The 26,959-nt window shown below is 73.0% G+C and carries 26 protein-coding genes; 11 read left to right on the top strand and 15 right to left on the bottom strand.

The annotated features are described in order from the left end of the window. The first annotated feature begins 149 nt into the window (after window positions 1-149). The 5 genes from PV419_RS23275 to PV419_RS23255 all read left to right on the top strand — a co-directional run bounded on the left by PV419_RS23275 (window position 150) and on the right by PV419_RS23255 (window position 4,413). A complete protein-coding gene (locus PV419_RS23275; protein WP_319691842.1) occupies window positions 150-410 on the top strand; it encodes a hypothetical protein in 261 nt (86 codons plus the stop codon). Continuing rightward, window positions 407-1,822 (top strand): HAD-IC family P-type ATPase, encoded by a 1,416-nt coding sequence (locus PV419_RS23270; RefSeq protein ID WP_415925369.1) that lies wholly within the window; start codon window positions 407-409, stop codon window positions 1,820-1,822. The genes PV419_RS23275 and PV419_RS23270 overlap by 4 nt, the downstream gene beginning before the upstream one ends. Continuing rightward, entirely contained in the window at window positions 1,819-2,337 is a 519-nt protein-coding gene (locus tag PV419_RS23265) for a copper chaperone PCu(A)C (RefSeq protein ID WP_319691840.1), read from the top strand. Before PV419_RS23270 ends, PV419_RS23265 begins: the two co-directional genes overlap by 4 nt. Before the next feature lie 327 nt (window positions 2,338-2,664). After that, a complete protein-coding gene (locus PV419_RS23260) occupies window positions 2,665-3,156 on the top strand; it encodes a cation:proton antiporter regulatory subunit (RefSeq protein WP_319691838.1) in 492 nt (163 codons plus the stop codon). A 3-nt stretch (window positions 3,157-3,159) separates the two neighbouring features. Further along, complete coding sequence (locus PV419_RS23255) at window positions 3,160-4,413, top strand: cation:proton antiporter (protein WP_319691836.1); 1,254 nt, start codon at window positions 3,160-3,162, stop codon at window positions 4,411-4,413. A 38-nt stretch (window positions 4,414-4,451) separates the two neighbouring features. Here PV419_RS23255 and PV419_RS23250 read toward each other — a convergent pair whose 3' ends face one another. Both PV419_RS23250 and PV419_RS23245 read right to left on the bottom strand, forming a co-directional pair. Further along, complete coding sequence (locus tag PV419_RS23250) at window positions 4,452-4,913, bottom strand: GNAT family N-acetyltransferase (RefSeq protein WP_319691834.1); 462 nt, start codon at window positions 4,911-4,913, stop codon at window positions 4,452-4,454. Window positions 4,914-4,982: 69 nt separating this feature from the next. Beyond that, a complete protein-coding gene (locus PV419_RS23245) occupies window positions 4,983-6,437 on the bottom strand; it encodes a PLP-dependent aminotransferase family protein (RefSeq protein WP_319691832.1) in 1,455 nt (484 codons plus the stop codon). A gap of 40 nt (window positions 6,438-6,477) precedes the next feature. Here PV419_RS23245 and PV419_RS23240 point away from each other — a divergent pair, with 40 nt between their 5' ends. Both PV419_RS23240 and PV419_RS23235 read left to right on the top strand, forming a co-directional pair. Next, a complete protein-coding gene (locus tag PV419_RS23240) occupies window positions 6,478-7,635 on the top strand; it encodes a DMT family transporter (RefSeq protein ID WP_415925368.1) in 1,158 nt (385 codons plus the stop codon). A 54-nt stretch (window positions 7,636-7,689) separates the two neighbouring features. Further along, the gene (locus tag PV419_RS23235) at window positions 7,690-7,896 is read left to right on the top strand and encodes a DUF1918 domain-containing protein (protein WP_319691828.1); all 207 of its coding nucleotides are present in this window, start codon (window positions 7,690-7,692) and stop codon (window positions 7,894-7,896) included. Between the two features lie 15 nt (window positions 7,897-7,911). Here the strand turns inward: PV419_RS23235 and PV419_RS23230 are convergent, their stop codons facing one another. Further along, window positions 7,912-9,162 (bottom strand): glycoside hydrolase family 10 protein, encoded by a 1,251-nt coding sequence (locus PV419_RS23230; RefSeq protein WP_319691827.1) that lies wholly within the window; start codon window positions 9,160-9,162, stop codon window positions 7,912-7,914. A gap of 308 nt (window positions 9,163-9,470) precedes the next feature. On the opposite strand from PV419_RS23230, the gene PV419_RS23225 reads away from it, so the two are divergent. The 3 genes from PV419_RS23225 (at window position 9,471) to PV419_RS23215 (ending at window position 13,397) form a co-directional block, all read left to right on the top strand. Continuing rightward, on the top strand, window positions 9,471-11,753 hold the full coding sequence (locus PV419_RS23225) for a xyloglucanase (RefSeq protein WP_319692166.1): 2,283 nt from the start codon (window positions 9,471-9,473) through the stop codon (window positions 11,751-11,753). A gap of 157 nt (window positions 11,754-11,910) precedes the next feature. Continuing rightward, window positions 11,911-12,771, top strand: coding sequence for a 3-hydroxybutyryl-CoA dehydrogenase (locus PV419_RS23220; protein ID WP_319691825.1), 861 nt, complete (start codon window positions 11,911-11,913; stop codon window positions 12,769-12,771). A 368-nt stretch (window positions 12,772-13,139) separates the two neighbouring features. Then, window positions 13,140-13,397 (top strand): hypothetical protein, encoded by a 258-nt coding sequence (locus PV419_RS23215; RefSeq protein ID WP_319691823.1) that lies wholly within the window; start codon window positions 13,140-13,142, stop codon window positions 13,395-13,397. A gap of 63 nt (window positions 13,398-13,460) precedes the next feature. Here PV419_RS23215 and PV419_RS23210 read toward each other — a convergent pair whose 3' ends face one another. From PV419_RS23210 to infC, 10 genes are all read right to left on the bottom strand, one after another. Next, window positions 13,461-13,991, bottom strand: coding sequence for an NUDIX hydrolase (locus tag PV419_RS23210; RefSeq protein WP_319691821.1), 531 nt, complete (start codon window positions 13,989-13,991; stop codon window positions 13,461-13,463). Window positions 13,992-14,049: 58 nt separating this feature from the next. Then, a complete protein-coding gene (locus PV419_RS23205) occupies window positions 14,050-15,387 on the bottom strand; it encodes a transcriptional regulator (RefSeq protein ID WP_319691819.1) in 1,338 nt (445 codons plus the stop codon). 128 nt (window positions 15,388-15,515) lie between these two features. After that, window positions 15,516-16,703, bottom strand: a complete 1,188-nt coding sequence (locus PV419_RS23200; RefSeq protein ID WP_319691817.1) for a PP2C family protein-serine/threonine phosphatase — start codon at window positions 16,701-16,703, stop codon at window positions 15,516-15,518. Between the two features lie 285 nt (window positions 16,704-16,988). Beyond that, a complete protein-coding gene (gene pheT, locus PV419_RS23195) occupies window positions 16,989-19,514 on the bottom strand; it encodes a phenylalanine--tRNA ligase subunit beta (RefSeq protein WP_319691815.1) in 2,526 nt (841 codons plus the stop codon). Further along, window positions 19,514-20,641, bottom strand: a complete 1,128-nt coding sequence (gene pheS, locus PV419_RS23190) for a phenylalanine--tRNA ligase subunit alpha (RefSeq protein ID WP_319691813.1) — start codon at window positions 20,639-20,641, stop codon at window positions 19,514-19,516. The genes pheT and pheS overlap by 1 nt, the downstream gene beginning before the upstream one ends. Before the next feature lie 156 nt (window positions 20,642-20,797). Continuing rightward, window positions 20,798-21,967: a sensor histidine kinase gene (locus PV419_RS23185; protein ID WP_319691811.1), complete on the bottom strand. Its 1,170-nt coding sequence runs from the start codon at window positions 21,965-21,967 to the stop codon at window positions 20,798-20,800. Between the two features lie 32 nt (window positions 21,968-21,999). Beyond that, the gene (locus PV419_RS23180; protein ID WP_319691809.1) at window positions 22,000-22,833 is read right to left on the bottom strand and encodes an RNA methyltransferase; all 834 of its coding nucleotides are present in this window, start codon (window positions 22,831-22,833) and stop codon (window positions 22,000-22,002) included. Window positions 22,834-22,929: 96 nt separating this feature from the next. After that, window positions 22,930-23,313: a 50S ribosomal protein L20 gene (gene rplT / locus PV419_RS23175; RefSeq protein WP_014175141.1), complete on the bottom strand. Its 384-nt coding sequence runs from the start codon at window positions 23,311-23,313 to the stop codon at window positions 22,930-22,932. Between the two features lie 99 nt (window positions 23,314-23,412). After that, window positions 23,413-23,607, bottom strand: coding sequence for a 50S ribosomal protein L35 (gene rpmI / locus PV419_RS23170; RefSeq protein WP_319691807.1), 195 nt, complete (start codon window positions 23,605-23,607; stop codon window positions 23,413-23,415). Window positions 23,608-23,723: 116 nt separating this feature from the next. Then, complete coding sequence (gene infC, locus PV419_RS23165; protein ID WP_319692164.1) at window positions 23,724-24,341, bottom strand: translation initiation factor IF-3; 618 nt, start codon at window positions 24,339-24,341, stop codon at window positions 23,724-23,726. A 392-nt stretch (window positions 24,342-24,733) separates the two neighbouring features. Between infC and PV419_RS23160 the strand changes: the two genes are divergently transcribed. Then, window positions 24,734-25,105, top strand: a complete 372-nt coding sequence (locus PV419_RS23160) for a DUF1844 domain-containing protein (RefSeq protein WP_319691805.1) — start codon at window positions 24,734-24,736, stop codon at window positions 25,103-25,105. 103 nt (window positions 25,106-25,208) lie between these two features. On the opposite strand, the gene PV419_RS23155 is transcribed toward PV419_RS23160, so the two are convergent. Together PV419_RS23155 and PV419_RS23150 are read right to left on the bottom strand one after the other, a co-directional pair. Then, a complete protein-coding gene (locus tag PV419_RS23155; protein WP_319691804.1) occupies window positions 25,209-26,033 on the bottom strand; it encodes an aquaporin in 825 nt (274 codons plus the stop codon). Between the two features lie 112 nt (window positions 26,034-26,145). Further along, window positions 26,146-26,880, bottom strand: coding sequence for an SseB family protein (locus PV419_RS23150; protein WP_319691802.1), 735 nt, complete (start codon window positions 26,878-26,880; stop codon window positions 26,146-26,148). Between the last annotated feature and the right edge of the window lie 79 nt (window positions 26,881-26,959).

Raw genomic sequence — 26,959 nt, 5'->3', positions numbered from 1 at the left:
CCCGACGTAGTCGCATGGGGCGGGCGCCCGGTTCCCGCGCCGGACCAGGAGAAACCTCACGCGCCGCACCCCCGTTCCATGGCGTCCGCAGGGCACTTCGGCGTGCCAGCATGACGGCGACCGGGCCGTGTGCTCTCGCAGGAGTGATGATGACGGACCACCCTCCCCCCTCCCCCGACGCGCGCTTCGCCGCACGGCGGTTCGTGCCGCCTCGCGCGCTGCTCGGCTTCCTCGTGCTGCTCGGGGTGCTGTTCGCGGCCTCGTACGCCGTGGGGTCGGCGGCCGGGCCGGTCGCCCCGTGGATGCGCCCGGCGGGCCCTTCCGGGGCCGATCCGGGGGACGGTGGCGGCTCCGGGTCCGAGGAGGGTGGCGGCATGCATGGCATGGCCGGCCCGGGTGGCGGGCGGTGACCACCGCGGCCCGTGAGGCGGCTCGGCCGGCCGGGCTCCCGGTGTCGCCACGGCCGGGCCCCAAGGCTGCCGTGGCGGACCAGGAGCGCCGGAGGCTGCTGCTCACCGCGGTGCCGGCGCTGCCCGTGCTGGTGCTCTGCATGGTGCCGGCGGCGCAGTTCCGCAACTGGCAGTGGCTGTGTTTCGTGCTCGCGGCGCCGGTGGCGGTGTGGGGCGCCTGGCCGTTCCACCAGCGCGCGCTGCGTGGCCTGCCTCCTTTTTTTGAGGGCTCGGTCGCCTCCGCGCACGCTCTCCCTTCCGACAGCGGCGCGCCCCTTCGGCTCACTCACCACACGTTGGTGTCGGCGGCCGTCGTCGCTTCGTTCTCCTGGTCCACGTATGCCCTGTTCCGGGGCGGGGCCGGGGAGCCGGGAACGCGGTTGCCCTTCGACCCGCTGGCCACCACGGGAGGCGGCGCGGCGCGTCCGTGCCTGGAAGTGGTGGCCGGGATCACGCTGGTCGCCCTCGCCGGGCGCGTTCTGGAGGCCAGGGCCGGGCAGGGTGGGGCCTCCGCTGGGCGTCCGGCCGACGCGGTGGCCGGGGCCGGTGCGCCCGCGGTGGCGGCCGTGACGGTGACGGTGCTGGGCTTCTGGTTCGGGGCGGGCGCCGAGCCGCGGGCCGCCGTCGCGACGGCGGTGGCGGTGCTGGTGATGGCCTGCCCCTGCGTCCTGGTGGCGGGGGTCCAGGCGGCGCTGCTCGCCGCCGCCCGGCGCGGGGCTCGAAGCGGTGTCCTCGTCCGCCGGCCCCGGGCCTTGGAAGCGCCGCGCGCCGCCGACACGGTCGTCCTGGGCGCCGTGCGGCGGCCCGGCGGCTACCGCGCCGTGTGCCACCTGAAGCGGCTCGGGCTGCGGCCGGTGCTGGCCACCGGGGAGCGGGGGGAGGCCGCCCGGGCCGTCGCCGACCAGTTGGGCATCGTCGAGGTGCACTCCGGTGTCGGCCCGCGCGACAAGGCCGACCTGGTGCGGCGGCTGCGGGAGCGGGGGCACCGGGTCGTGGTGCTCGGCGACGGCGCCGGGGACGCGGCCGCGCTGTCCGAAGCCGACCTGGGCATCGCCTTCGGGGACGGCAGCGAAGTGGCGGCGGCCGATATGGCGTTGGCACCCGGCGACATCGAAGCGGTCGTCCACGCCGTCCGGCTCGCGCGGCGCACGGTGAACATCATCCGCGCCCATCTGGCCTGGGTGTTGGGCTGTCATCTGGTCGCCGTGGCGTGGGCTGCCACCGGCCGGCTCGGCCCGGCGGGCGCGCTCGCCGCCATGGCGGCCGGTTCACTGCTCGTCGTCTGCGACAGCTTGCGCCCGTACGCCACCGGCCCGCGCGGGGCCGCCCGGACATTGACGGAAGTACACGGAAGCAGGAGGAACGCGCCATGATCTCTCCCCCACCGGCCACGGCGGCGTCCTCGCCCGCCCGGCGGCGCCCGGCGGGCGCCGTCCGCGGTGCGCTCGCACCGCTGGTGGCCGGCGCCGTCGCCCTCGGCGGGCTGACGGCCTGGACCGCCACCGGAGCCGCCGGCTCACCGGCCAGGATCCGGATCGCCGACGCCCGCGTCTGGCTGCCGTACGCCGGCAACGAGTTCACGGTTGCCTTCTTCCGGGTGCGCAACACCGGAGGCGCCCACGACCGCCTGGTGTCCGTGACCTCTCCGGACACCGGCCGCGCGATGCTCTCTCGCACGGTGCGGCGGGGCGCCACGGAATCCATGGCCATGGTCGACACGGCGGCCGTTCCCGCCCACGGCACACTGGCCATGTCCGCGAGCGGCGTCAAGGCGATGGTCAGGGTCTCGGCGCCGCTGCGGCTGGGCGACGAACTGCCCTTCGTCCTGCGGTTCCGCGACAGCGGCCCGATCGCGGCCACGGCCCGCGTGGTCCGGCTCGGCGGCTGAGACGGGCGGCCGCCGAGGCGCGCGTCAGGGGGTCAGGGGGTGGCGACCGGCCGGGCGGCGTACGTGACGCGTACGGCAGAGGGCTCCGGCGAGCGCGAGGGCCGCGGGCCGGGGCGCGGTAGGTCGTATCCGACGCGTGCGTGGTCCTTGGGGTGGGGCGGATGTCCGCCCCGGTAGTCGCGGCCGGGGCCACCGGAGTTCCCCGGGCCACCCGCCTCGCACCCCCTCATTACCAAGTCTTTGCCATTCGTTAGGGTGGTGACGGGGACGTCACCGGCCGCGGCCGGCGCCGCACGTCCACCGGTAAGTGGCAGGTACGACGGAAGGATGGCCGTGGGCGCTCCGCGGATCAGCAGTACGCCGTTGCCCGGGATCGGTGTCCGTTACGACCTCACCACGCGCGAACAGCAGCGGCTGTCCGTGGTCGCGCATCGCGACGGCGGACGGACGCTGAGCGCGTACCGCCAGGACGATCCCGACGAATGCGCGCTGTCGGTGCGGCTGACGGCGAAGGAAGCGGAGGCGGTCATCGGCGTGCTGATGCCGTCGCACCACAGCCCGGCGCTGCTGTCCACGACCGAGCTGGGGCTGGTGGCCGAGCGCGTCGAGCTGTCGTCGGTCTCGTACTGGAACGGGCGGGTGCTGGGCGACACGCGGATGCGGACCGAGACCGGCGCCTCGATCGTGGCGGTGCTGCGCCGCGCGGAGGCGATCCCCTCCCCGACGCCGGACTTCCGGCTGGCCGGCGGCGACACCCTGATCGTGATCGGCACCCGCGAGGGCGTGGAGACGGCCGCGGCGATACTCGGGCGGGAGTGAACCGTGCACTCCTCCGCTCTTTTCCTGATCGAGTTCGGTGCGGTCATCCTGGGCCTGGGGCTGCTGGGCCGGCTGGCCGGACGCTTGCAGTTCTCCCCCATCCCCCTGTATCTGCTGGCCGGTCTCGCCTTCGGCGAGGGGGGTCTGCTGCCGCTGGGGGCCAGCGAGGAGTTCGTGGCGATCGGTGCCGAGATCGGCGTGATCCTGCTGCTGCTCATGCTCGGGCTGGAGTACACCGCCAGCGATCTGGTCAGCAATCTCAAGACCCAGTACCCGGCCGGGCTGGTCGACGCCGCGCTCAACGCCCTGCCGGGCGCCGCCATGGCGCTGCTGCTGGGCTGGGGCCCGGTGGCCGCGGTGGTGCTCGCCGGGGTCACCTGGATCTCCTCGTCCGGCGTCATCGCCAAGGTCCTGGGCGACCTCGGCCGCCTCGGCAACCGCGAGACCCCGGTCATCCTCTCCATCCTGGTCCTCGAAGACCTGGCGATGGCCGTGTATCTGCCGATCATCACCGCCCTGCTGGCGGGGGTGAGCCTGGCGGCGGGCAGCCTCACCCTGGCCATCGCGCTCGGCGTGGCCGGTCTGGTGCTCTTCCTCGCCGTGCGCTACGGCCGGGTCATCTCGCGTTTCGTCTCCAGCGACGACCCGGAGAAGCTGCTGCTGGTGGTGCTGGGGCTGACCCTGCTGGTCGCCGGGATCGCCCAGCAGCTCCAGGTGTCGGCGGCGGTGGGCGCGTTCCTGGTGGGCATCGCGCTGTCCGGGGAGGTGGCCGAGGGCGCGCACAACCTGCTCAGCCCGCTGCGGGACCTGTTCGCGGCCGTGTTCTTCGTCTTCTTCGGCCTGCACACCGACCCCGCGAGCATCCCGCCGGTCCTGCTGCCCGCCCTCGCGCTGGCCACCGTCACCGCCTGCACGAAGATCGCCACCGGCTACTGGGCGGCGAAGCGCGCCGGGATCTCCGCCAAGGGCCGCTGGCGTGCGGGCGGCACCCTGGTCGCCCGGGGCGAGTTCTCCATCGTCATCGCCGGACTCGCCGTCACGGCCGGCATCGAACCGGAGCTGGGGCCGCTGGCCACGGCGTACGTACTGATCCTGGTGATCCTCGGCCCGCTCACCGCCCGCTACACCCAGCCCCTCGCCATGCGGCTGACCGGCCGCCGCAAGCCCGCCGCGACGGCCGCCCGCGCCGAGGTGGCCGAGACCGGCGGGGCCGCCGAGGCGCCACGGGAGGCGGTGGACCAGCACGGCGGCCACTGACCGGCCCGCGGCCCGGCCGCGTCACCTGCCCGGCCGCGTCACCTGCCCGGTGCGTCCCCGCCGGGAAAGCGCAGGGTCATCCAGTGCTCCGGGTCGTCCAGGAGCGAGAAGCCGATCTTCTCGTAGACGCCGTGGGCGTCGAACGTGGCGAGCAGGATGCGCCGCAGCCCGAACGGCTCCAGGTGGTCGCGGACGGCCGTGACCAGTGCGGTGCCGAGACCCGTCCCTCGCGCGGAACGGCCGACGTAGACATCGCACAGCCAGGCGAAGGTGGCGTGGTCGGTGATGACCCGGGCGTACGCGACCTGGGCGCCCGAGGCGGCCTCGTACGCGCCGAAGTTGAGCGAGCCGGCGATGGCCCGGTCCTGCTTCTCGCGGGTGCGGCCCAGCGCCCAGTAGGCGTCGGTGGACAGCCAGTGGTGGATACGGGCCGGGTCGAGGCGGGCGGGGTCGGTGGATATCTCGTAGCCGTCGGCCGGCCGGCCGGTCGTGTCACTCATGGCGGGAGACTCGCAGGCCAGAGGGGCGGCGTCGAGGGAATTTCGCCACCTGGGGAATCCGGCGGGCCGTCAGCCGAGCACCTCGTCGCAGGCGGTACGCAGCCGGCGCAGCCCCTCCGCCAGCTCGGCGGGGCCCGCCGCCGAGGCGAAGCCAAGCCGCAGGTGCGGGGCGGGCGGCTCGGCGCAGAAGTACGGGCGGCCGGGCGCGACGGCGACCCCGGCACGCAGGGCGGCGGCCGTCAGCGCGGCCTCGTCCGTGCCGTCGGGCAGCCGCGGCCACAGGTGGAAGCCGCCGGGCGGGACATGGCGCAGGGCGAGTTCGGGGAGGTCCCGCCGCACCCCCGTGGCCAGGGTCTCGCGGCGGGTGCGCAGCTCGGCGGCGACGGTGCGCAGATGGCGGGTCCAGGCGGGCGAGCCGACGAGTTCGAGCGCCGCCTCCTGCATCGGGCGCGGCACGAAGAAGCTGTCGACGACCTGGATGGCGCGCAGCCGTTCCAGCGCGGGGCCGCGGGCGGCGAGCGCGCCCACTCGCAGGCTGGCCGAGGTGATCTTGGTGAGTGAGCAGACGTGGACGACCACGCCGTCGGGGTCGTCGGCGGCGAGGGTCGCGGGCAGCGGCCCCGCGTCCTCGTGGGCGAGGCGGCGGGCGAAGTCGTCCTCGATCACGAACGCGCCCGCCTCCCGGGCCACCCGCAGCACCTCGCGGCGCCGTTCGGCGGAGAGCACCGCGCCGGTCGGGTTCTGGAAGAGGGGCTGGCAGAGGAAGACGCGCGCGCCGCTGGTGCGGAGCGCCTGTTCGAGCAGATCGGTGCGGACCCCATCGGCGTCCACGGGGACCGGGACCGGGCGCAGCCCGAAGGCGCGGGCGGCGGCGAGCGCCCCGGGGTAGGTGGGGGACTCGACGAGCACGGGCGCACCGGGCGGCGCGAGGGCGCGCAGCGCGGTGGTCAGCGCGCTCTGGCCGCCCGCGGTGATCAGCACCTCCGAGGGGGCGAGGGCCCCGGCCCGGCCGCCGATCTCGGCCGCGAACCACGCGCGCAGCTCGGTCAGCCCGTCGATCGGCGGGCGGTCCCACGCGCCGGGCCGCCGCCCGGCGCGGGCGAGGGCGGCTGCCAGCGCCCGCTCCGGCTGGAGCGACGGGTGGAGATAGCCGCCGTGGAGTTCGAGGGCGCCGGGCGGCGGGACGGCCAGGGTGGCCAGCACTCCGGAGGCGTCGACGGAGCGCGGGACCGGCTCCCCGGACGTCTCGACACTGAGGGCCACCTCCTGCCAGGAGGTGTCGCCCGGGCGCGGCTCCTCCTCGGCCGCCCGCGGCCGGTCGACCCGGAAGGCCCCGGCGCCGGGCCGGGTCACCACGAGCCCCTCGGCGCGGAGTGCGGCGAGCGCGCGGGAGACGGTCACCGGGCTCACCCGGTAGCGGTCCACCAGGGCCCGGCTGGACGGCAGCTTCTCACCAGGAGAGTAGCGGTTCAGCTCCGCACGGAGGATCCCCGCCAATTCCGCGACGCTGCTACGCTCTTGCATGAGAGTCCACGATAGCGCTATCGCCAGCGAGACGATAGCGGTGAGCGATGGCACCGGGCCGCGCACCACCGCTCACCACAGCACCGCGCCGTCCGCCGTCCGCCGGGGCGGCGCCCTCGGCACCGTCCTGGCCGCGCTGGGCGTGGCCGCGTTCTCCCTGACCTTCCCCGCTACCGCCTGGGGTCTTGAGGGCCTGGGCCCCTGGTCGCTGGTCGCCTGCCGGCTCGCCCTGGCCGGGCTGGTCGCGGGCGGCGCGCTGGCGGCCCTCAGCGTCCCGCCACCCGCCCGCAGCCACTGGCCCGGCCTGCTGGTGGTCGCCGCCGGTGTCGTCGTGGGCTTCCCCCTGCTGACCACGCTCGCGCTGCGGACCTCCACCACCTCGCACGCCGCCGTGGTCGTCGGCCTGCTGCCGCTGACCACGGCCGCCTACGCGGCGGTGCGGACCGCCGAAGGGGCGCGCCGCTGTCGAAAGGGAGAGCGCGCGGAGGCCCTGAGGCTGCATCGATATGCGGCTCCGCCGCGCGGAGGGCCGAGGCTGCGGTCGATATGCGGCTACCGCCGCGTGGTCGACCGTCGACAGGGGCTGAGGCGCCCCGGAGGCGAACCAACCCCTAAAAGAAGGTCCCGGCCCACCCGCGTGTTCTGGGCCGCGGCCATCGCCGGGGCGGCGGTGATCGTCGCCTTCGCGCTGCGGCAGAGCGGGGGCGCGCCGACGGCCGGGGATCTGTATCTGTTCGGCGCGCTGCTGGTGTGCGCGGCCGGCTACGCGGAGGGCGCCCGACTGGCGGGCCACATGCCGGGCTGGCAGGTGATCGGCTGGGCGCTGGTGGCCTGTCTGCCGCTGTCGGTGCCGGGCGCGGCGGTCGCCCTGGCCGCCGAGCCCGTACACCTCGGGGCGCACGCCGTCACCGGGGTGCTGTGGCTGGCCCTGGGCTCCCAGTTCCTGGGGCTCGTGGTCTGGTACCGCGGGATGGCCGCCATCGGCGTGGCCAGGGCCAGCCAACTCCAGTTGGCCCAGCCCCTGCTCACCCTGGTGTGGTCCGTACTCCTCCTGGGCGAACACTTCACCTGGGCCGCGCCCGCGACCGCCGTGGCCGTCCTGGTCTGCATCGGGGTGACGCAGCGGGCATCGACCGGCGCGAAGCGGGCACCAGTAGGCACAGACCCGACAGGCGCAAACCCGGAGGAGCGGCCATAAACTGGCCTCAGGGACCGCAATACCCTCCGGGGCACCGGACAGGAGGTCACGCGCATGGAGGCGACCGTAGGCGACAAGCTGCTGGTACACGGCAGGGTTGTCGGAATGCACGACCGGACCGCGGAGATCATCGAGGTACTCGGGGATCACGGGACCCCGCCGTACCGCGTCCGCTACGAGGACGACGGCCACGAGTGCCTGGTCTCCCCCGGCCCGGATTCGGTCGTGCGACACCTGCCCACCGGACGCCCGCGGCCGTAGCACCGGCCGGGCGACTCAGCGGGGCGGACGCACGCGATACGGGTAGTGGTCGGCGACCACGCGCGCCATGGCGCCGTTGCGGTCGGCGGCCACTTCCTTCGCGGAGAAGTAGACGTTGCCCCGCACCTGCGGATAGTCCCGGTCGAAGGTGAGATGCCGGGACAGCTCGGCCGGGTCCTGCCAGGGCGCGGGCTGCGCCGGGTCCCCCGCCTTGTAGAGCGCCTCGCCGATGTAGAGGTCCACGCCGGTGCCGCGCACCACCTCCGCCCACCAGGGCACCAGCTTCGCGTAGTCGGCGGCGGCGAAGCCGATGTTCCAGTACACCTGCGGGACGATGTAGTCGATCCATGCCTCACGGACCCACTTGCGCGTGTCCGCGTACAGGTCGTCGTAGGTCTGCACCCCGGCCCGGGTGTCGGAGCCCAGCGGGTCGGTGGCCTGGTTGCGCCAGACGGCGAAGGGGCTGATCCCGAACCGCACCCGCCGGTCAAGACGCTTGATCCGCGCGGCGGTCTCGCGCACCAGGCGGTCGATGTTGTCCCGCCGCCAGGCGGCCCGGTCCGGGAACCCCGCACCGTGGGCCTCGTACGCCGCGTCGTCGTCGAAGACCTGGCCCGCGACCGGATAGGGGTAGAAGTAGTCGTCCCAGTGGACGGCGTCGACGTCGTAGCGCGCCACCGCGTCCAGCATCGCGTCCTGGACGAAGCGGCGGACCTCGGGCAGGCCCGGGTTGTAGTAGAGCTTGCCGCCGTAGGGCACCACCCACTCCGGGTGCAGCCGCGCGGGGTGCGTGGGGGCCAGCCGGGTGGGGTCGGTGTGATTGGCGACGCGGTACGGATTGAACCAGGCGTGCAGTTCGAGGCCGCGCCGGTGGGCCTCGCGTACGGCGGTGCCCAGCGGGTCCCAGCCCGGGTCACGGCCCTGGACGCCGGTCAGGTACTCGGCCCACGGCTCGTACCGGGAGGGCCACAGCGCGTCGGCGGTCGGCCGGACCTGGAAGACCACCGCGTTCAGCCGGCGGGCGACCGCGGTGTCCAGGAAGGCGAGCAGTTCGGCGCGCTGCTCGGCGGCGGTGAGGCCGGGCTTGGAGGGCCAGTCCCGGTTGGCGACGGTGGCCAGCCACATCCCGCGGAACTGACGCCTGGGGTGTCCGCCGCTCCCCCGCTCCACCTCGCGCCCGTACGCCGCCGTCGAACCCGTCGTGACGGCCGCGGCCAGCGCCCCGGCGGCCGCGGCCGTCAGGCCCCTGCGCGTGATCTGCCCCATCCTCGCTCCTCACTTGCCCGTCGATCGTGACTGACTTCGCCGATAATGCGGGTCCGACGGGGATGCGGCAATCCTTCCCACCGTCCCGGTGCGCCTTCACAACTGCCCGCACGCCCTCTTGACGCCACTCTTCTCGCCCGGCCATCCGGCCGCTAGCATCAGCGGTACGCACATATGGGAGCGCTCCCAAACCCGGACACGGACAAACCCGCACAGACCCGCCCCCGTACCGCCGCGGCCCGCGGCGGATGCCCGGAGAGGAAGTTCCCGTGCGTTCCCATGACAGGAGAAGACCGCTCGGCGCGCTCATGGCCGCGCTGGCACTCGTCGGCGGATTACTGACCGCGGCCGCCGCCCCCGCCGCCGCCCGCCCCGACGACACCCGGAGCAAGCCCACCGCCGGCCTGGCCGCCACCACCTGGAAGAACGTCCGCGTCGACGGCGGCGGCTTCGTCCCCGGCATCATCTTCAACCGCAAGGAGAAGAACCTCGCCTACGCCCGCACCGACATCGGCGGGGCGTACCGCTGGGACCAGTCCGGCAAGCAGTGGGTGCCGCTGCTCGACTGGGTGGACTGGGACCGATGGGGCTGGACCGGGGTGGCGAGCCTGGCCAGTGACCCGGTCGAGCCGAACAAGGTGTACGCGGCCGTCGGCACGTACACCAACAGCTGGGACCCGACCAACGGCGCGATCCTGCGCTCCTCCGACCGCGGCGCCACCTGGCAGACCACCACCCTCCCCTTCAAGGTCGGCGGCAATATGCCCGGCCGCGGCATGGGCGAGCGCCTGGCGATCGACCCGAACAAGAACAGCGTGCTGTACTTCGGCGCGCCCAGCGGCAACGGCCTGTGGCGCTCGACCGACTCCGGCGCCACCTGGTCGAAGGTGACGGCCTTCCCCAACGCGGGCAACTACGCCCAGGACCCGAGCGACTCCAGCGGCTATCTGAGCGACAACCAGGGCGTGGTGTGGGTGACCTTCGACGAGCGCACAGGCTCGTCGGGCACCGCGACCAAGACCATCTACGTGGGCGTGGCCGACAAGGAGAACACCGTCTACCGCTCGACCGACGCCGGCGCCACCTGGTCGCGCGTCGCCGGGCAGCCGACCGGCTACCTCTCCCACAAAGGCGTCCTGGACTCCAAAAACGGCTACCTCTACATCACCACGAGCGACAAGGGCGGCCCGTACGACGGGGCGAAGGGCCAGGTGTGGCGGTACGCCACGGCCACCGGGGAGTGGAAGAACATCAGCCCGATGGCGGACGCCGACACCTACTTCGGCTACAGCGGGCTGACGGTGGACCGGCTAAAGCCCGGCACGCTCATGGTGACCGGCTACAGCTCCTGGTGGCCGGACACCCAGATCTTCCGCTCCACCGACTCCGGCGCGACCTGGACCCGCGCCTGGGACTTCACCAGCTACCCCAACCGCTCCTTCCGCTACACCCACGACGTCTCGTCCGTCCCCTGGCTGACCTTCGGCACCAACCCGTCCCCGCCAGACGTCACCCCGAAGCTGGGCTGGATGACCGAGGCGCTGGAGATCGACCCGTTCGACTCCAACCGGATGATGTACGGCACGGGCGCCACCGTCTACGGCACCGAGAACCTCTCCACTTGGGACTCCGGCGGCCAGATCAAGATCACGCCGATGGTCAAGGGATTGGAGGAGACCGCGGTCCTTGACCTGGCGAGCCCGCCGTCCGGCGCCCCGCTGCTCAGCGCGCTGGGTGACATCGGCGGCTTCCGCCACACCGACCTCGACGCTGTGCCCAAGATGATGTTCACCTCGCCGAGCTTCACCACGACCACCAGCCTGGACTACGCCGAGACCAACCCGAACACGGTGGTGCGGGTCGGCAACAACGACGCCGCGCCCCGGATCGCCTTCTCCACCGACAACGGCGCGAACTGGTGGCAGGGCAGCGAGCCGTCCGGTGTCACGGGCGGCGGCACGGTGGCCGCGGCGGCCGACGGCAGCGGCTTCGTGTGGAGCCCCGAGGGCACCTCGTCCGTCTACTACACCTCCGGCTTCGGCAACTCCTGGACCGCCTCCAGCGGCATCCCGGCCGGGGCGGTCGTCGAGTCCGACCGCAAGAACCCGAAGAAGTACTACGGCTTCAAGGCCGGCACGTTCTATGTGAGCACCGACGGCGGCGCCACCTTCACCGCCAAGGCCACCACCGGCCTGCCCGCCGACGGCCCGGTGCGCTTCAAGGCCCTGCCGGGCGCGGAGGGCGACATCTGGCTCGCGGGCGGCACCGCGAGCGGGACGTACGGGCTGTGGCACTCCACCGACTCGGGCGCGACCTTCACGAAGCTGAGAGACGTCCAGCAGGCCGACACCATCGGCTTCGGCAAGGCCGCTCCCGGCGCCTCGTACCAGACGCTCTACACCAGCGCCAAGATCGGCGGTGTCCGCGGGATCTTCCGCTCCACGGACGCCGGGGCGAGCTGGGTCCGGATCAACGACAACGCACACCAGTGGGGCTGGACCGGGGACGCGATCACCGGCGATCCGCGGGTCTACGGGCGGGTGTACGTGAGCACGAACGGACGCGGCATCCTGCGCGGCGACTCGGCGTGACCGCGAGCACCGTCACTCCAACGCAGCCCCGCCGCCCGCCCATTTGAGATCCAGGGCCGGGGTCCGGACCACACGGTTCCGGGCCCCGGCCCACCCCATGGACCGGACCGGAGGGTAACGTCGGGGGACGACCAGCAGATCAGCGGAAAGGCACGAGGTGACCGACATCGAACGCGTCGGAGTGGTGGGCTGCGGCCAGATGGGCGCGGGCATCGCGGAGGTGTGCGCCCGTTCCGGCCTGGACGTCAAGGTCGCGGAGACCACCGGTGAGGCCCTGGAGCTGGGCCGTACCCGCCTGACCAACTCCCTCGGCAAGGCCGCCGAGCGCGGCAAGATCACCGAGGCGGAGCGCGACGCGACACTGGCGCGGCTGAGCTTCACCACCGACCTCGGCGAGTTCGCCGACCGCGATCTGGTCATCGAGGCGGTCGTGGAGAACGAGCAGGTCAAGACCGAGATCTTCCGGGTCCTCGACCAGGTCGTGACCCGCCCCGACGCCATCCTGGCCTCGAACACCTCCTCCATCCCCGTGGTCAAGCTGGCCGTCGCCACCTCCCGCCCCGACCAGGTCATCGGAATCCACTTTTTCAACCCGGCCCCGGTCCAGAAGCTGGTCGAGCTGATCCCGGCCCTCACCACCGGCGACCAGACCATCAAGCGCGCCGAGGCCCTGGTCCACGACATCCTCGACAAACACGCCATCCGCGCCCAGGACCGCTCCGGCTTCGTCGTCAACGCCCTGCTGATCCCGTATCTGCTCTCCGCCATCCGCATGTTCGAATCCGGCATCGCGAGCCGCGAGGACATCGACAACGGCATGGAACTCGGCTGCGCCCACCCCATGGGCCCGCTCAAGCTCTCCGACCTGATCGGCCTGGACACGATCGCGGCGATCGCCGACTCGATGTACGGCGAGTACAAGGAGCCCCTGTACGCCCCGCCGCCGCTGCTGCTGCGCATGGTCGACGCGGGACGGCTGGGCCGCAAGACGGGGTCGGGGTTCTACGAGTACGCCTGACCCGCGCCATTTGCCGCCTCAGTAGTTCCTCCTGACCGGACGCGCGCCTGGGCCTCGAAGAGGTCCGGGTCGCTGTGCACGGGCAGAACGCACACCCGATGCCCACCGGGAGCACGCAGTACGCGGCACTCGAGCCACCGCGATACCTGGGTGGCGCCCCCGCCCTCCAGGTCCATGGGGCTCACGCAGCGTGAGCACTCTCGGCTCCGGATGCGACCGACCACACAATTCGGTCACACGGTTTTCACACGGGGTGTGCGCCGGTGACCCGCGTCCGTCCTGCGCACACTCTCCCGTACCACCCTGCGACACGGTTGACTCGGATTGTCGAAAGTGCACGGAAGCACATTCCGGAAGGGGAACAGCCCGTGACCACCGAGCCCGAGCACGCCGCGTTAGCCGTGGAGCTCGCGGAAATCCGCCGCAGGGTCGATGTCAGCCTGGCCCGTGTCGACGGACAACTCGCCCTGCTCGACCACCGCGGGGAACAGTCCGAGGAGGACGTGGAACAACTGGCCGCACGCGTACGCCATCTGGAACACGCTCGCTGGCCGTTGCGGTCCATCGCCGCGCTGACCGGGGTGTGCGCGCTGGCGCTGGCGTTGTGGCAGGCCGCGGGGCGCTAGCGAACCGCCCGGCCGGGGGGGGGCACGCGGTCGGCCGGCCGTCGGTGGGGGCGACGCGGGCGGTCAGCCGAAGCGGATGTGGTGGAGCAGCAGCAGCGCGGCCGCCATGTTCGCGGCGGGCACCTCACCGCGCGCCACCATGTCCGGGACGGCCTTGAGCGGCACCCAGGCGCGCCGGTCGGATTCGAAGTCGTCCTCCGGGGGCCCGACGTACGCGGCCTCTTCCGCCCAGTAGATGTGGTGCCGGGCGTCGGTGAGCCCGTTGGACGGCTCGACGGAGAGGAGATGGCGCAGCGGGCCGGGGCGCCACCCGGTCTCCTCCTCCATCTCGCGGGCCGCCGCGACCGCGATGTCCTCGCCGTCCTCGACGACGCCGGCCGGCAGCTCCCAGCCCCAGGCGTCGGTGATGAAACGGTGCCGCCACAGCAGGAGCACCTCATTGGCCGCGTTGACCACGGTGGCCACGGCCACGGGGCGCAGCCGGATCAGATAGTGGTCCAGGTGGCGGCCGTCGGGGAGTCTGACGTCGGCGAGGTTCACCGAGAACCACCGGTTCTCGTACACGGTCCGCTCCCTGAGGTTCTTCCATCGCACTGTCAGCCACCTTCCGCCGCACAGTTGGCAAGGCTGTCGACGAGGGCGCGGACCGGACTCAGAGGGGCACGCGCAGCGCCCCGTCGATGAGTTCGGCGGCTTCGGCAGTCGCCGCGCTCCCGCTCTCGGCAAGGTGTTCCCGCACGGCGCGGAGCCGGTCGCGTAAACGCCGGGACTCCATGCCGCGGGCCCGCTCGGTCATTTCCACCGCCGTGGCCACCGCCCGGTCCGCGTCGCCCTGTCTCAGCGCGATGTGGGTGAGCATCGCGAGCCGGTGCACCCGGCCCCGGTCGTGCGCGGGGGTGCCGACCGCGGCGGTGGCGTTTTCCCGCGCGCCGCCGAGGTCGCCCAGGCTCAGCAACGCCTCCGCGACCTGGACGTTGACCAGGCCGGGCTGGACGTAGCCGGTCTCGTCGGGCTCCTGGCCCGGGCGGATCCGGTCGGCGGCGGTCTCGGCGCGTCGGATGCAGGACAGCGCCCCGGCCCCGTCGCCCAGCCGCGCGTACGCCTTGGCCTGCATGGCGTACAGGTCGGCGGCGAGCGCCGGGGTGATGTCCGAGCCGCAGGCGCGCAGCGCCGACTCGGCGAACGCGACCGCCTGCCGGTACTCCTTCATGAACAGGGACTGGTTGACCAGCAGCGCGATGACATACGCGCCGAGCCCGCGGTCCCCGCTGGCCTTGGCCAGCCGCAGCGCCTGGTGGAAGTAGCGCTGGGCCAGGCCGTGGGTGTCCGAGTCGTAGGCGCAGATCCCGGCGATCGCCACCAGGCCGCCGGTCGCCCGGTGCAGCTGACGGCCGGTGGCGTCGGGGTAGCTGCCGCGCAGCAGCGGCGCGGCCTCGGCGTTGAGGAAGCCCACGACGCGGGCTCTGGTCGCCACGCCGCCGGCCTTGCGGTACATCTGCTCGTAGTGGGCGCGGGCGGCGCGCAGCATGTCGATGTCGGCCATGCTGACGCGGGTGAGGCCGCGGCGGGAGACGTCCGAGTCCTCCGGCGGGTTCTCCCACTCCCACACCGGGATGACGGCGGGGGTGCCGGTGACCGCGGGGGCGGCCACGACGTGGGGCCGCTGCTGTTCGTCGAAGCGCCACAGCGCGGTGGCGCGCTCGACGAAGCCGGACAGCGGGGTGGCGGGGGCGCGCGGGGAGCCGGGGGTGCCGAGGCCGATGTCGTCGAGGGTGAGCGCGCGGTGCAGCCGCCCGCCGAGCACCTCGCAGATGAGGTCGGGCACCTGACCGCGGGGGCGCTGGCCCTTCAGCCAGCGGGCGACCGCGGTGTGTTCGTACCGCAGCTTCATGCCGCGGGCCCGGCCCGCCTCGTTGATGTGCGCGGCGAGACCGGCATGGGAGATCCCGGCCTCGTCGAGTACGGAGTCGAGCAGTGTGTTGGGCTCCATGGCCCCCTCCTGATGCGCCCCCAGCCGCGTGCCCCCGGTGTGGCCAGCGTAGTGGAGGTCGGTTCGCACGGGGTGTGAAGTGACCGGGCTCGGACCGTCCGGCAGGAGGGCCCGCGACGTCGCGGGCCCTACTGCCGGACGGCCTTGCTCTCGTTGCGCAGCGCCAGCAGCGCGACGTCGTCGGCGAGCCGGCCGCCGGTGTGCCGCAGCACCGCCGACCGCACCGCCTCGATGACCGCCGCGGGGACGATCGGACCGGTGCCCGCGGCCTGGGCCAGGGCGGGCCTGAGCGCGAAGAAGTTCCCGTGCGCGTCGCGCGCGTCCTCGGCCCCGTCGGTGTGCAGGACGAGCGCCTGGCCGGGCTGCAGCGGGGCGCGGCGGGCGACGGGGAGGTCGTCTGGCAGCGGGAAGGGGCCGAGTGGGGGCAGCACTTCGCCCAGGGGCAGCCTGCGGACCCACGCCCCACCGGTCGCGTCCTCCGACAGCAGATACGGCCAGGGGTGGCCGCAGTTGAGCGCCGTGAGCTCGCCGTCGGGACCCACTTCGAGCAGCAGCACGGTGACGAACTCCTCCGCGACCGGGGTCTCCGGCTCCTCGCCGGCCGTAGGATCACCCAGGGCCCGCTCCCGCAGATGGCGCTGCAGGGCGCGGTCCAGGCGGCGCAGTACGCCGGCGAGTTCGGGCTCGTCGTGGGCGGCCTCGCGGAAGCTGCCGAGCACGGCGGCGACGGTGCTGATGGCGCCGAGGCCGTGGCCGCGCGCGTCCCCGATGATCACGCGGACGCCGTGCGCGGTGGCCAGCGCCTCGTACAGGTCGCCGCCGACCACGGCGCCCCGGCTGGCCGACAGATAGCCGGCCGCCATCTCGATGCCGTCCAGGCGGGCCGGCAGCGGCCGCAGCACCGCGTCCTGCGCGGCGGCCGCCACCGCCCGCAGTTGCTCCAGTTCGCGGACCAGCCGCAGCCTGCGGCCGCAGGTGAAATAGCTGGCGACGACCACGGCGAGGATGGCGCCGCAGCTGACCAGGCTCGCGTGTGACTCCTCGACGTCGCCGTCGGGTTCCAGTGGGCTGGGCGGGCCGAGGGCGAACAGCAGGCTCGCGCCGCCGAGCATCAGGATGCATCTGCGGCGGCCGCTGCTGGCACAGGAGATGGCGGGCGCGGCGGCGAGCAGCGGGACCACTTCGGCGTCGTGCGGGGACAGCAGCTCCCAGCAGATGACGCCGAGCACCCACAGGCCGGGGACCACCCGGGTGAACGCCTTCAGGCCCCGTGCTCGCCGTACGAACGCGCCGCCGGCTACCCATGTCCCGATCATGTGTCGTCCCCCAACGCCGGCCAATAAGGCGGTCGGCCGGGCCCGGGATGGTCGGTGCTGCGCGGACCGTACGACCGGGACGATTCTCGCGACAGCTCCTGTCAAAATGAGTAGCCGGACTCCGATTCTCACCTGATCGGGTGAGCTAGCTATCAACACATTGCCGAACACCGCGCCGAAGCAGCGGGAAACGGCCCCGCAACGCGGTGGGGGCGCACCCCGCGTACGGGATGCGCCCCCACCAGGGCCCCACCAGGGCCCCACCAGGGCTCAAGCGACCAGCCGTCAGGCGCCGCGCAACACGGCGCCGGTGCGCTCCACCGCCGCCGCGACCGCGGCGTCACGGGCCGCCGAGGCCTCCTCGGCGGTCAGCGTGCGGTCGGGGGCGCGGAAGCGCAGGGCGTAGGCCAGGGACTTCCTGCCCTCGCCGAGCTGCTCGCCGGTGAAGACGTCGAACAGCCGCAGCGACTCGAGGAGTTCACCCGCGCCGGCCCGCAGCGCCACCTCGACATCGGCCGCGGCGACCGACGCGTCGACGACGAGCGCGACGTCCTGCGTGGCCACCGGGAAGGAGGACACATGCGGGGACTGGACCGGTCCCGGCGCCGCTCGCTCCAGGCGGTCCAGCTCGATCTCCATCGCGCAGGTGCGCTCGGGCAGGCCGAGGGCCTTGGTGACCCGGGGATGCAGCTCGCCCGCGTTGCCCACGAGGATCTCCTGGCCGTCGACGACGGCCAGCAGCGCGGCACACCGGCCGGGGTGCCAGGGGTCCTGCTGGTCCTGGCGGACGATCAGCTCCACCCCCGCCGCACGCGCCACGATCCGCCCCGCCTCGACCGCGTCGGCCCAGCTCACCGGGGTGTCCTTGCCCCACCAGCCGGCCTGCTCGCGGGCGCCCGCCAGGACGACGGCGGCGCGCCGCGGCTGGCGGGGCAGCGCGGCGTTCAGCGCGGCGAGCTCCTCGCCCGACGGACGGTGGTCGACGGGCAGGATGACCGCCGGGGGCTCGTCGCCGGTGGCGCGGAAGACCAGACCCGTCTCGAACAGCGCGAGGTCGCGCGTCCCGCGGCCGTCGTTGCGCCGCAGCGCGACGAGCAGCCCCGGCAGCAGGGTGGTGCGCAGCGCGGGCTCGGCGTCGGAGAGCGGGTTGACCAGGCTGACCACGTCGCGCCGCGGGTCGTCCGCGGCCAGGCCCAGCTGGTCGAGTACCTCCGCGCCGATGAACGGGTAGTTCAGGGCCTCCACATAGCCGGCGCCGGCCAGCGCCCGGCCGACCCGGCGGTGCAGCCGCTGACGCTCGGTCAGCCCGCGGCCGGCCGGCGGCTGGGGCAGGGTCGAGGGCAGGTTCTCGTAGCCCTCCAGCCGGATGACCTCCTCGGCGAGGTCGTTGGGGTCCCGGAGGTCGGGCCGCCAGCTGGGAACGGTCACGGTGAGGGTGTCGGCGCCGTAGACATCGCAGCCGACCTGCTGCAGCCGGCGCACCACGGTCTCCCGGCCGTAGACGACGCCCGCGACCCGGTCCGGGTGGTCGGCGCGCACCGTGATCGTACGGGGCGCGCTGGGCGCGACGATCTCGGTGACGCCCGCCTCGGCGGTGCCGCCCGCCAGCAGCACCAGCAGATCGACGGTGCGCTGGGCGGCCGCCGAGGTGGCCTCGGGGTCGACGCCGCGTTCGAAGCGCCGGGAGGCCTCCGAGGACAGCTTGTGGCGGCGCGCCGTACGGGCGATCGAGACCGTGTCGAAGTGCGCGGCCTCGATGACCACCTCGGTGGTGCCCTGGACGGCGCCGGTCTCGGGGTCGGTCTGGGCGTCGGCGATCTCGGTGTTGGCACCGCCCATGACGCCGGCGAGTCCGATCGGGCCGTTCTCGTCGGTGATCACCAGGTCCTCGGCGTCCAGGACGCGCTTGGTGCCGTCGAGGGTGGTGAACTTCTCGCCCGGCTCGGCGCGACGCACACCGATCGTCCCGCTGACGCGCGACCGGTCGTAGGCGTGCAGCGGCTGCCCGAGCTCGAGCATCACGTAGTTGGTGACGTCGACGGCGAGCGAGACCGGCCGCATCCCGGCCTTCTGCAGCCTGCGCCGCAGCCAGATCGGGGAGTGCGCCTCAGGGTCGAGGCCGGTGACGGTCCGCGCGGTGAAGCGGTCGCAGCCGATCCGGTCGGCGACCTGGACCGGGTAGCCGTGCGCGTTGGGCGCGGGCACGTCCAGCAGGGCCGGGTCGCGCAGCGGCAGCCCATAGGCGGTCGCGGCCTCGCGGGCGATGCCGCGCAGCGACAGGCAGTAGCCGCGGTCCGGGGTGACGGCGATGTCCAGGACCTCGTCGACGAGCTCGAGCAGCTCGATCGCGTCGGTGCCCACCTCGTACTCCGGGGGGAGCACGATGATGCCCTTGTGGTCGTCCGACATGTCGAGCTCGGCGGCTGAGCAGATCATGCCCTCGGAGACCTTGCCGTAGGTCTTGCGCGACGAGATCGCGAAGCCGCCGGGCAGCACCGCGCCGGGCAGCGAGACGACGACCTTGTCGCCGACGGCGAAGTTGGTGGCGCCGCAGATGATGTTCTGCGGCTCACCGCTGCCGTTTGCCTGTCCGACGTCGACCTGGCAGTAGCGGATGGGCTTCTTGAACCCCTCCAGCGTCTCGATCGCCAGCACCCGGCCGACCACCAGGGGGCCCTTGAGGCCGGCGCCGAGCTGCTCGACGGTCTCGACCTCCAGCCCCGCCGAGACGAGTTTGGCCTGCACGTCGCGGCCGGTCTCACCGGCCGGCAGGTCGACGTACTCCCGCAGCCAAGAAAGCGGGACCCGCATCAGATCTCCATCCCGAAGGGCCTGGTGAAGCGCACATCACCCTCGACCATGTCTCGCATGTCTTCCACGTTGTGCCGGAACATCAGCATCCGCTCGATGCCGAAGCCGAAGGCGAACCCGCTGTACTTCTCCGGGTCGATGCCACAGGCGATCAGCACCCGCGGATTGACCATGCCGCAGCCGCCGAGCTCGATCCAGCCCTCGCTCGAGCAGGTGCGGCAGGGCCGGTCGGGGTTGCCGACCGAGGCGCCGCGGCACACATAGCACTGCATGTCCATTTCGGCGGACGGCTCGGTGAACGGGAAGAAGTTCGGCCGCAGCCGGGTGGACATGCCCTCCCCGAACAGCGCCCTGACCATGTGGTCCAGGGTGCCCTTGAGGTCGGCCATGGTCAGGCCCTCGTCGATGGCCAGCAGCTCGACCTGGTGGAAGACGGGGGTGTGGGTGGCGTCCAGCTCATCGGTGCGGAACGTCCGGCCGGGGCAGATCACATAGATGGGCGGCTTCCGGTCGAGCATCGACCGGATCTGCACGGGCGAGGTGTGGGTCCGCAGCACCACCCCGGACCCGGCGCCTGCCTGCCCCTTCGCGCCCTGCACGAAGAAGGTGTCCTGCATCTCGCGGGCCGGGTGGTCCGGCGGGAAGTTGAGCGCGTCGAAGTTGAACCACTCCGCCTCGACCTCGGGCCCCTCGGCGACCTCGTAGCCCATGGCCACGAAGACGTCCTCGATGCGCTCGGAGAGCGTGGTGATGGGGTGGCGGGCACCGGCCGGGACCCGGTCGTACGGCAGCGTGACATCCACCGCCTCCTCGACCAGCACCCGGGCGTCCCGCTCCGCCTCCAGCTCCGCCTGCCGGGCCGCCAGCGCCTTGTTCACCGCCCCGCGCGCCTGGCCGACGCGCTTGCCCGCGTCCGCCTTCGCGTGCGGTGGCAGCGCGCCGATCTCGCGGTTGGCCAGCGCCAGCGGCGAGCGGTCGCCGGTGTGCGCGACCTTCACCTCGCGCAGCGCCTCGAGGTCCCCGGCGGCGGCGACGGCGGCGAGCGCCTCGTCCCGCATCCGGGCGACCTCTTCTGGTTTCAATGCCTCGACCTCGACAGGGTCGTACGACTTATTCGGTGCCGACATCTCTTCCCGTGCTTCCGATTGGCTGGCTGCGCGACCCCGCTCGACTGCCGGACCACTGGTGCGCCAAAGGTGCCAAAAGCCGAGTCTAAAGGGCGCAGGACCGCGCTGTTCCGGGGGACGCCCCGGGCCCCGGTCGGGTGTGGGCCCGTGGGTTCCTCAGGCCAGGTAGGCCGGGGTACTCACGGGCAGGGTAAATCGGAACTCCGCGCCGCCGCCGTGGGCCCGGCCGACGGTGATGGCCCCGCCGTGTGCCTCGACGATGCCCTTGACGATGTACAGGCCCAGGCCGGTGCCGCCGCGCTTGCTGCCCCGCCAGAAGCGGGTGAAGACGCGGCTCATCGACTCCTCGGGGATACCGGGGCCCTCATCGCTCACGGTGACGGCGGTCCTTTCGACAGGGGGGCCGTCCGCGGCAGGCTTCGCCCGCTCGGGGGCCACCTCAATGGTGACGGTTCCCTCGCCGTGGCGCACCGCGTTTTCCAGGAGGTTCCCCAGCACCTGGTCGACCTTGTCCGGATCGGCCCACAAGCCCGGCAGCGGCTCCCTGACCCTGATGAGGAAGCGCTCGGAGGAGTGACCCGAGGCGGTCAGCGCCTGAACATGGCGCCGGACCGCGGCCGCGATGTCGACCGGCTGACGGCGCACCTCGAGCCGGCCGGAGTCGATCCGCGATATGTCGAGAAGCTCGGCGATCAGGCGGGTGACGCGGTTGGCGTCGGCGTCGACGGTCTCCAGCATCAGCCGCTTCTGATCGTCGGTGAAGCGCTCCCATTTGGCCAGCAGCGTCGCCGTGAACCCCTTCACCGAGGTGAGCGGGGAGCGCAGCTCGTGGGCGACGGTCGCGATCAGCTCGGCATGGCTGCGCTCGGTGCGGCGGCGCGCCTCCGTGCCGCGCAGCGAGACCACGACCCGGCGCACCGGCCCTGTCGGCCGCTCGCGCACGTACCGGGCGGAGACCAGCACCTCATGGCCGCCGGGCAGCAGGAGGTTCCGCTCGGGCTGGCCGACGCGGGTGGCCAGGCCCCCGTACGGATCGGTCAGCGCCCACCAGCGGCGGCCCTCCAGGTCCTCTAACGGGAGCGCGCGCTCCAGCTTCCGCCCGAGGGCGTCGGCCTGGCGGGTCGCGGTGATCCGGGCCGCCGCGGCGTTGAAGCAGGTGACGCGGCCCGTCTCATCGGCGATGACCAGGCCGTCGGGCAGGTCGTCCGGGTGCACGCCGAGACCCGCCGTCGCCTCGTCCGGCTCCCACCGCGCATACCCTCCAGGCAGGCGCGCTCCGGGCGCACAGGCATCACTCGACCTGGCGCCGGAGGTCCTGACGTCCATCCCCGCACCCCCTCCTAGAGGGGGCAACCCTACTAGGTCGATGTGACGGAGCGGCACCCTCCGGGAGCGCGCTGCGCACGAGCGGAGGCATAGAGGCACACGGCGGCGGCCGTGGCGAGGTTGAGGCTCTCGGCTCTGCCGTGGATCGGAACGCGCACCACCTCGTCGGCGAGTGCGCGGGTCGCCTCCGGCAGACCCCACGCCTCATTGCCGAAGATCCAGGCGGTGGACGCGCCGAGGACCCCCTCGTCGAGCTCGGTGTCCAGGTCCCGCTCCCCCGCCCCGTCGGCGGCCACCACCCGCGCCCCGGCCGCCCGCAGGCCGCTCACGGCCCGCTCCACGGGCACGCCGACGGCGACGGGCAGATGAAAGAGGGAGCCCACGGAGGCCCGCACGGACTTGGGGTTGTACAGGTCGACGGAGGCGTCGGTGAGCACCACGGCGTCCGCCCCGGCGGCGTCCGCGCAGCGCAGCACGGTGCCGGCGTTGCCGGGGTCGCGGACGTGTGCCAGCACCGCGACCAGCCGGGGGCGGGCGCGCAGTATCTCCTCGAACGGCGTGTCCAGGAAGCGGCACAGCCCGACGATGCCCTGCGGGGTGACGGTGTCCGACATCTCGGCGACGACCTCGTCGGTCGCGGTGAGCACGGGGGCGCCCGCGGCGCGGGCGGCGGCGACGATGTCCGTGTGGCGGGCGGCTGCCTCCGGGGTCACATACACCTCCACCAGGTGCGCGATCGCCTCACGGACGGCCTGCGGGCCCTCGACGAGGAATCTGCGCTCCTTGCCGCGGAAGCTGCGCTTGGCGAGCCGTCTCGCCGCGGTGACGCGCGGCGATTTCAGGGAGGTCAGCTCGGGGGTCGCCATAGGGGGTGCTCTCAGTTCCTGGTTGTGGGCAAACACGCACGGACCCGCAGGTGAGCATCACCTGCGGGTCCGTAGCCGTACAGCTCAGCGCAGCGCTTACGCGGCCTTCGGCGCGTTGACGTCGCTCGGCAGCGCCTTCTGCGCGGCCTCGACCAGCGCGGCGAAGGCGTTCGCGTCGTTGACCGCCAGGTCGGCCAGGATCTTGCGGTCCACCTCGATGTTGGCGGCCTTCAGACCCTGGATGAAGCGGTTGTACGTGATGCCGTTGGCGCGGGCAGCGGCGTTGATGCGCTGGATCCACAGCTGACGGAAGTCGCCCTTGCGCTTCTTGCGGTCGTTGTAGTTGTAGACCAGGGAGTGGGTGACCTGCTCCTTGGCCTTGCGGTACAGGCGGGAGCGCTGGCCCCGGTAGCCGCTGGCCTGCTCGAGGATCGCCCGGCGCTTCTTGTGGGCGTTGACTGCCCGCTTGACGCGTGCCACTTGTTTAACTCCTTGTACGGGGCCGCGGCTGACTCACGCGGCCCGGAAACGAATAGGTCCCGGTCGGCTCGACGCGCCCCGCCGAAGCGGGGCGGGGCGTCACTTGCCGAGAAGCTTCTTGATCTTCTTGGCGTCGGCCGGGGCCATCTCGGTCGTGCCGGCCAGGCGGCGCGTCAACGTGGACGGCTTGTGCTCGAGGTAGTGGCGGCGACCGGCGCGCTGACGCACCACCTTGCCGGAGCCGGTGAGCTTGAAGCGCTTGCTGGCACCACTGTGCGTCTTGTTCTTCGGCATGTCGCCGTTCTCTCCTCGTCAGGACGCCGTCCGGCCGCTGTGAGCAGGGTGAAGCGTCGGGATGTTTCGGGTTGTGTCCGGGGCGCGCGGCCCCGGGGCGAGGCTCGCGCCTCGAATCACGCCTCGGCGGGCTCCTCGGCGGGCTCCTCCGCGGGGCTGCCGCCCTGGCGCTCCGCTTTGCGGGCGGCCTGCGCCTCGCGGGCTTCGGCCATCGCCTCGGTCTTCTTCTTGTGCGGACCGAGGACCATGATCATGTTGCGGCCGTCCTGCTTCGGGTTGGACTCCACGAAGCCGAGCTCCTGGACGTCCTCGGCCAGCCGCTGCAGCAGCCGGTAGCCGAGCTCCGGCCGGGACTGCTCACGGCCACGGAACATAATCGTGATCTTGACCTTGTCGCCCTGCTTGAGGAACCGGACGACGTGACCCTTTTTGGTGTCATAGTCGTGCGGGTCGATCTTCGGCCGGAGCTTCATCTCCTTGATGACCGTGTGCGCCTGGTTCTTGCGCGCCTCACGGGCCTTCATGGCCGACTCGTACTTGAACTTTCCGTAGTCCATGAGCTTGCAGACCGGCGGACGTGCGGTCGCCGCCACCTCGACGAGGTCGAGGTCGTACTCCTGCGCAAGCTCCAGGGCCTTGGCAAGCGGCACGATGCCGACCTGCTCGCCACTGGGACCGACGAGTCGCACCTCGGGGACGCGAATCCGGTCGTTGATGCGGGGCTCGGCGCTGATGGGGCCTCCTCGGTTGCACCACGCGACCGCCTGGCGGACAGCCGCGTAACGTCTGTTTTGGTTGGACCACCGCGCCGTGACGTGAAAAACGCCCCGGACGGTACACAGGCGGGGCTCCTCATAGACCGGGAGCACCGCCGCGATATCACCGCGGGGCGCAGCCTGACCGATGACCTGCCGACCCGGGGGTCGGTTCAGGTGGGAGTTCGGAGCCTCCACTTGTGGGCCGGACACACGAGTGACCGGCCGGTCGTTTCCCTACGATACCAGGACTGGCCGAGAATGCTCACACCGAGCGGGCTCACCGGCCGCTCCACGCCCCGCGGAACGGGCCCGCGGCGCGCCGCCTAGGCTGGGCCGCACCATCCATCAGGAAGTGAGCCTCGAGCACCATGAGCGACGCCAACGCCGGGCAGCCGACACCCGCGCCCGACTTCGAACAGATGACCCGCGACATCGCGGATGTGCCCGCGGTCGAGGTGATCACGACGGTCGCGGTGCACCTGATGAGCGCGGCGGCGGTCAATCTGGGGCTGGCCGAGGAGGGCCCACAGCACAAGGACCTGGACGAGGCCCGGAAGCTGATCAACGCCCTGGCCGGGCTGGTCACGGCCAGCGCCACGGAGATCAGCTCCTTCCACGCCGCGCCACTGCGCGACGGGCTGAAGTCGCTGCAGCTGGCCTTCCGCGAGGCGTCGGTGGTGCCGGACGAGCCGGGGCAGGGGCCGGGCGAGAAGTTCACCGGGCCGGTCTTCGGGGGCTGAGCGCTTCCCGCTCAGCGGGCGGTGCGGCCCCAGCGGGAGCCGGCAGGCGGCGTGGCGCCGCCCCAGTGGGTGGCCGGGGCGGCGCGGCTCCGGCTTCCGCGGCTCACGCGGCCTCCGGCCCCTTGGTCTCCGGCTCGCCCGCCGTCGGGCCCTTGCCGCCGGGCCGCCTGCCCCAGGGCGTATGCGGCCGGTGTCCGGTCACCTGCTCCTGCTCCTGCTCCTCCTCGGCGACCGGACGCCGCGGGTGGGTGAGCATGTGCACACCCGCCGCCAGCACCCCGCCGACCATCGGCGCGATCAGGAACAGCCACAGCTGGGAGAGTGCGCCGCCGCCCGCGAACAGCGCCGGGCCCAGGCTGCGCGCCGGGTTCACGGAGGCCCACGTCAGCGGGATGCCGACCAGGTTGACCACCGCGAAGGCCAGGCCCACCGGCACCGGCTCGACGCCGGCCAGCACGACCTCGCGGGTCACCGTGAGGAAGACGAAGACCAGCAGGAACGTGAGCAGCACCTCGGCGAGGAAGGCCCCGCCGCCCCCGATGCCCACCGGCGACCGGCCTCCGTAGCCGTTGCTGCCGAACGCGTCGTCCGTCACCAGCCTCGGCACCTGCTTGGCCAGCAGGAAGAGCACAGCCGCCCCCGCGATCCCGCCGACCAGCTGCGCCACCCAGTACTCGATGGCCGTACGGATGTCGATGCGCCTGGCCAGCAGCACACCCAGGGTGACCGCCGGGTTGATGTGGCAGCCCGAGATACCGCCGAACGCGTACGCGAGCGCGAGCAGGGTGAAGCCGAAGGCGAGCGAGATGCCGACAGCGTTGATGTAGTCGCCCGCGAGGACCACGGAACCGACCCCGAAGAAGACCAGCAGCAGGGTTCCGACGAATTCGGATACGACCGTTCTCGTCTCCGCCGTACTCGTATCCATTGGCGCTCTCCTCGATCGGATCGCCAGTTGTCGTCCTTGCATTGTGGGACGAAACAGGAGATTTCGCCTGTCGGAGATCGCGGAGCCACAGGGCTCCGTAGAGACACAGGGCTCAGCGGCTGAACAACGGCTCCCCCGGCACCGGCGTCCCGGGCGGCAGCAGCGCCAGGTCCAGCCCGCGCACCAGCCGGGCCCGCAGCGTCTCGTCCGCGGCCAGGGCCTCCGCGACCCGCCGCACCGTCTCCGGCGCGGGAGCGCCCGGCTCCAGGGTGAGCGCGAGGATCCCGTCCGCGTCCGCGGCGGGCGCCAGATGGGCGCGGACCACGCCGGGCTCGGCGGCCAGCACGGTGCGCAACGCCGTCGCCACCGCCGGGTCGGCGAGCGGATCGGCGCTGGTCCGGCCCTCGGCGAGGGCGAGCAGGGCGGGCCCGGTCAGCTGGTACGGCACCGGCCCGGCCAGGTCGAGCACCACGGTGTCCGCCTTCTCGTGCGCGGCGGCCTCCAGCGCCTGGCGCAGCGGTACGGCCACCGGCCGGGCGTCCGCGCGCCAGCGGGCCAGCGTCTCCAGGGAGGTGAAGGCGGGCAGGGCACGCCGGCCGTCGGGCGCCTGCAGCGTGGGCACCGCCATGTCGCTGGTCTTCTCCCGGCGCAGTCCCCCCGGGCCCTCCTCGATCTCGCCGAGAAGCGCGACCACCGGCACCAGCAGCCGCGCCCCGGTGAGCGCTCCCAGCACTTCGGGTTCGGTGGAGGGGTCGTCGGCCCAGGCGGCGAGCGCCGCGGTCAGGCGGGGGTCGGCGGAGCCGTCGTCGCCGGAGAAGCCGGGATCGGGGATGTTCTTGAGCGCCACCCGACGAGGGTATCGGGGCCGCCGACCTGTTCTTCCACGGGCCGCCCCGCTCTGTACGCGGCCGTCGCGGCACTGGCAC

Source organism: Streptomyces sp. ME19-01-6 (genome assembly GCF_033793745.1).
In the GTDB taxonomy this organism is placed as follows: domain Bacteria; phylum Actinomycetota; class Actinomycetes; order Streptomycetales; family Streptomycetaceae; genus Streptomyces.
Note: the sequence above shows the minus strand (reverse complement) of the source record. Positions and strands in the feature narration are given on the sequence as shown.

Coding starts and splice junctions, on each gene's coding strand:
- PV419_RS23275 (WP_319691842.1), top strand. CDS start 150: ATGACGGACCACCCTCCCCCCTCCCCCGACGCGCGCTTCGCCGCACGG.
- PV419_RS23265 (WP_319691840.1), top strand. CDS start 1,819: ATGATCTCTCCCCCACCGGCCACGGCGGCGTCCTCGCCCGCCCGGCGG.
- PV419_RS23260 (WP_319691838.1), top strand. CDS start 2,665: ATGGCCGTGGGCGCTCCGCGGATCAGCAGTACGCCGTTGCCCGGGATC.
- PV419_RS23250 (WP_319691834.1), bottom strand. CDS start 4,913: ATGAGTGACACGACCGGCCGGCCGGCCGACGGCTACGAGATATCCACC.
- PV419_RS23245 (WP_319691832.1), bottom strand. CDS start 6,437: ATGCAAGAGCGTAGCAGCGTCGCGGAATTGGCGGGGATCCTCCGTGCG.
- PV419_RS23235 (WP_319691828.1), top strand. CDS start 7,690: ATGGAGGCGACCGTAGGCGACAAGCTGCTGGTACACGGCAGGGTTGTC.
- PV419_RS23230 (WP_319691827.1), bottom strand. CDS start 9,162: ATGGGGCAGATCACGCGCAGGGGCCTGACGGCCGCGGCCGCCGGGGCG.
- PV419_RS23225 (WP_319692166.1), top strand. CDS start 9,471: ATGGCCGCGCTGGCACTCGTCGGCGGATTACTGACCGCGGCCGCCGCC.
- PV419_RS23205 (WP_319691819.1), bottom strand. CDS start 15,387: ATGGAGCCCAACACACTGCTCGACTCCGTACTCGACGAGGCCGGGATC.
- PV419_RS23200 (WP_319691817.1), bottom strand. CDS start 16,703: ATGATCGGGACATGGGTAGCCGGCGGCGCGTTCGTACGGCGAGCACGG.
- pheT (WP_319691815.1), bottom strand. CDS start 19,514: ATGCGGGTCCCGCTTTCTTGGCTGCGGGAGTACGTCGACCTGCCGGCC.
- pheS (WP_319691813.1), bottom strand. CDS start 20,641: ATGTCGGCACCGAATAAGTCGTACGACCCTGTCGAGGTCGAGGCATTG.
- PV419_RS23185 (WP_319691811.1), bottom strand. CDS start 21,967: ATGGACGTCAGGACCTCCGGCGCCAGGTCGAGTGATGCCTGTGCGCCC.
- PV419_RS23180 (WP_319691809.1), bottom strand. CDS start 22,833: ATGGCGACCCCCGAGCTGACCTCCCTGAAATCGCCGCGCGTCACCGCG.
- rpmI (WP_319691807.1), bottom strand. CDS start 23,607: ATGCCGAAGAACAAGACGCACAGTGGTGCCAGCAAGCGCTTCAAGCTC.
- PV419_RS23160 (WP_319691805.1), top strand. CDS start 24,734: ATGAGCGACGCCAACGCCGGGCAGCCGACACCCGCGCCCGACTTCGAA.
- PV419_RS23155 (WP_319691804.1), bottom strand. CDS start 26,033: ATGGATACGAGTACGGCGGAGACGAGAACGGTCGTATCCGAATTCGTC.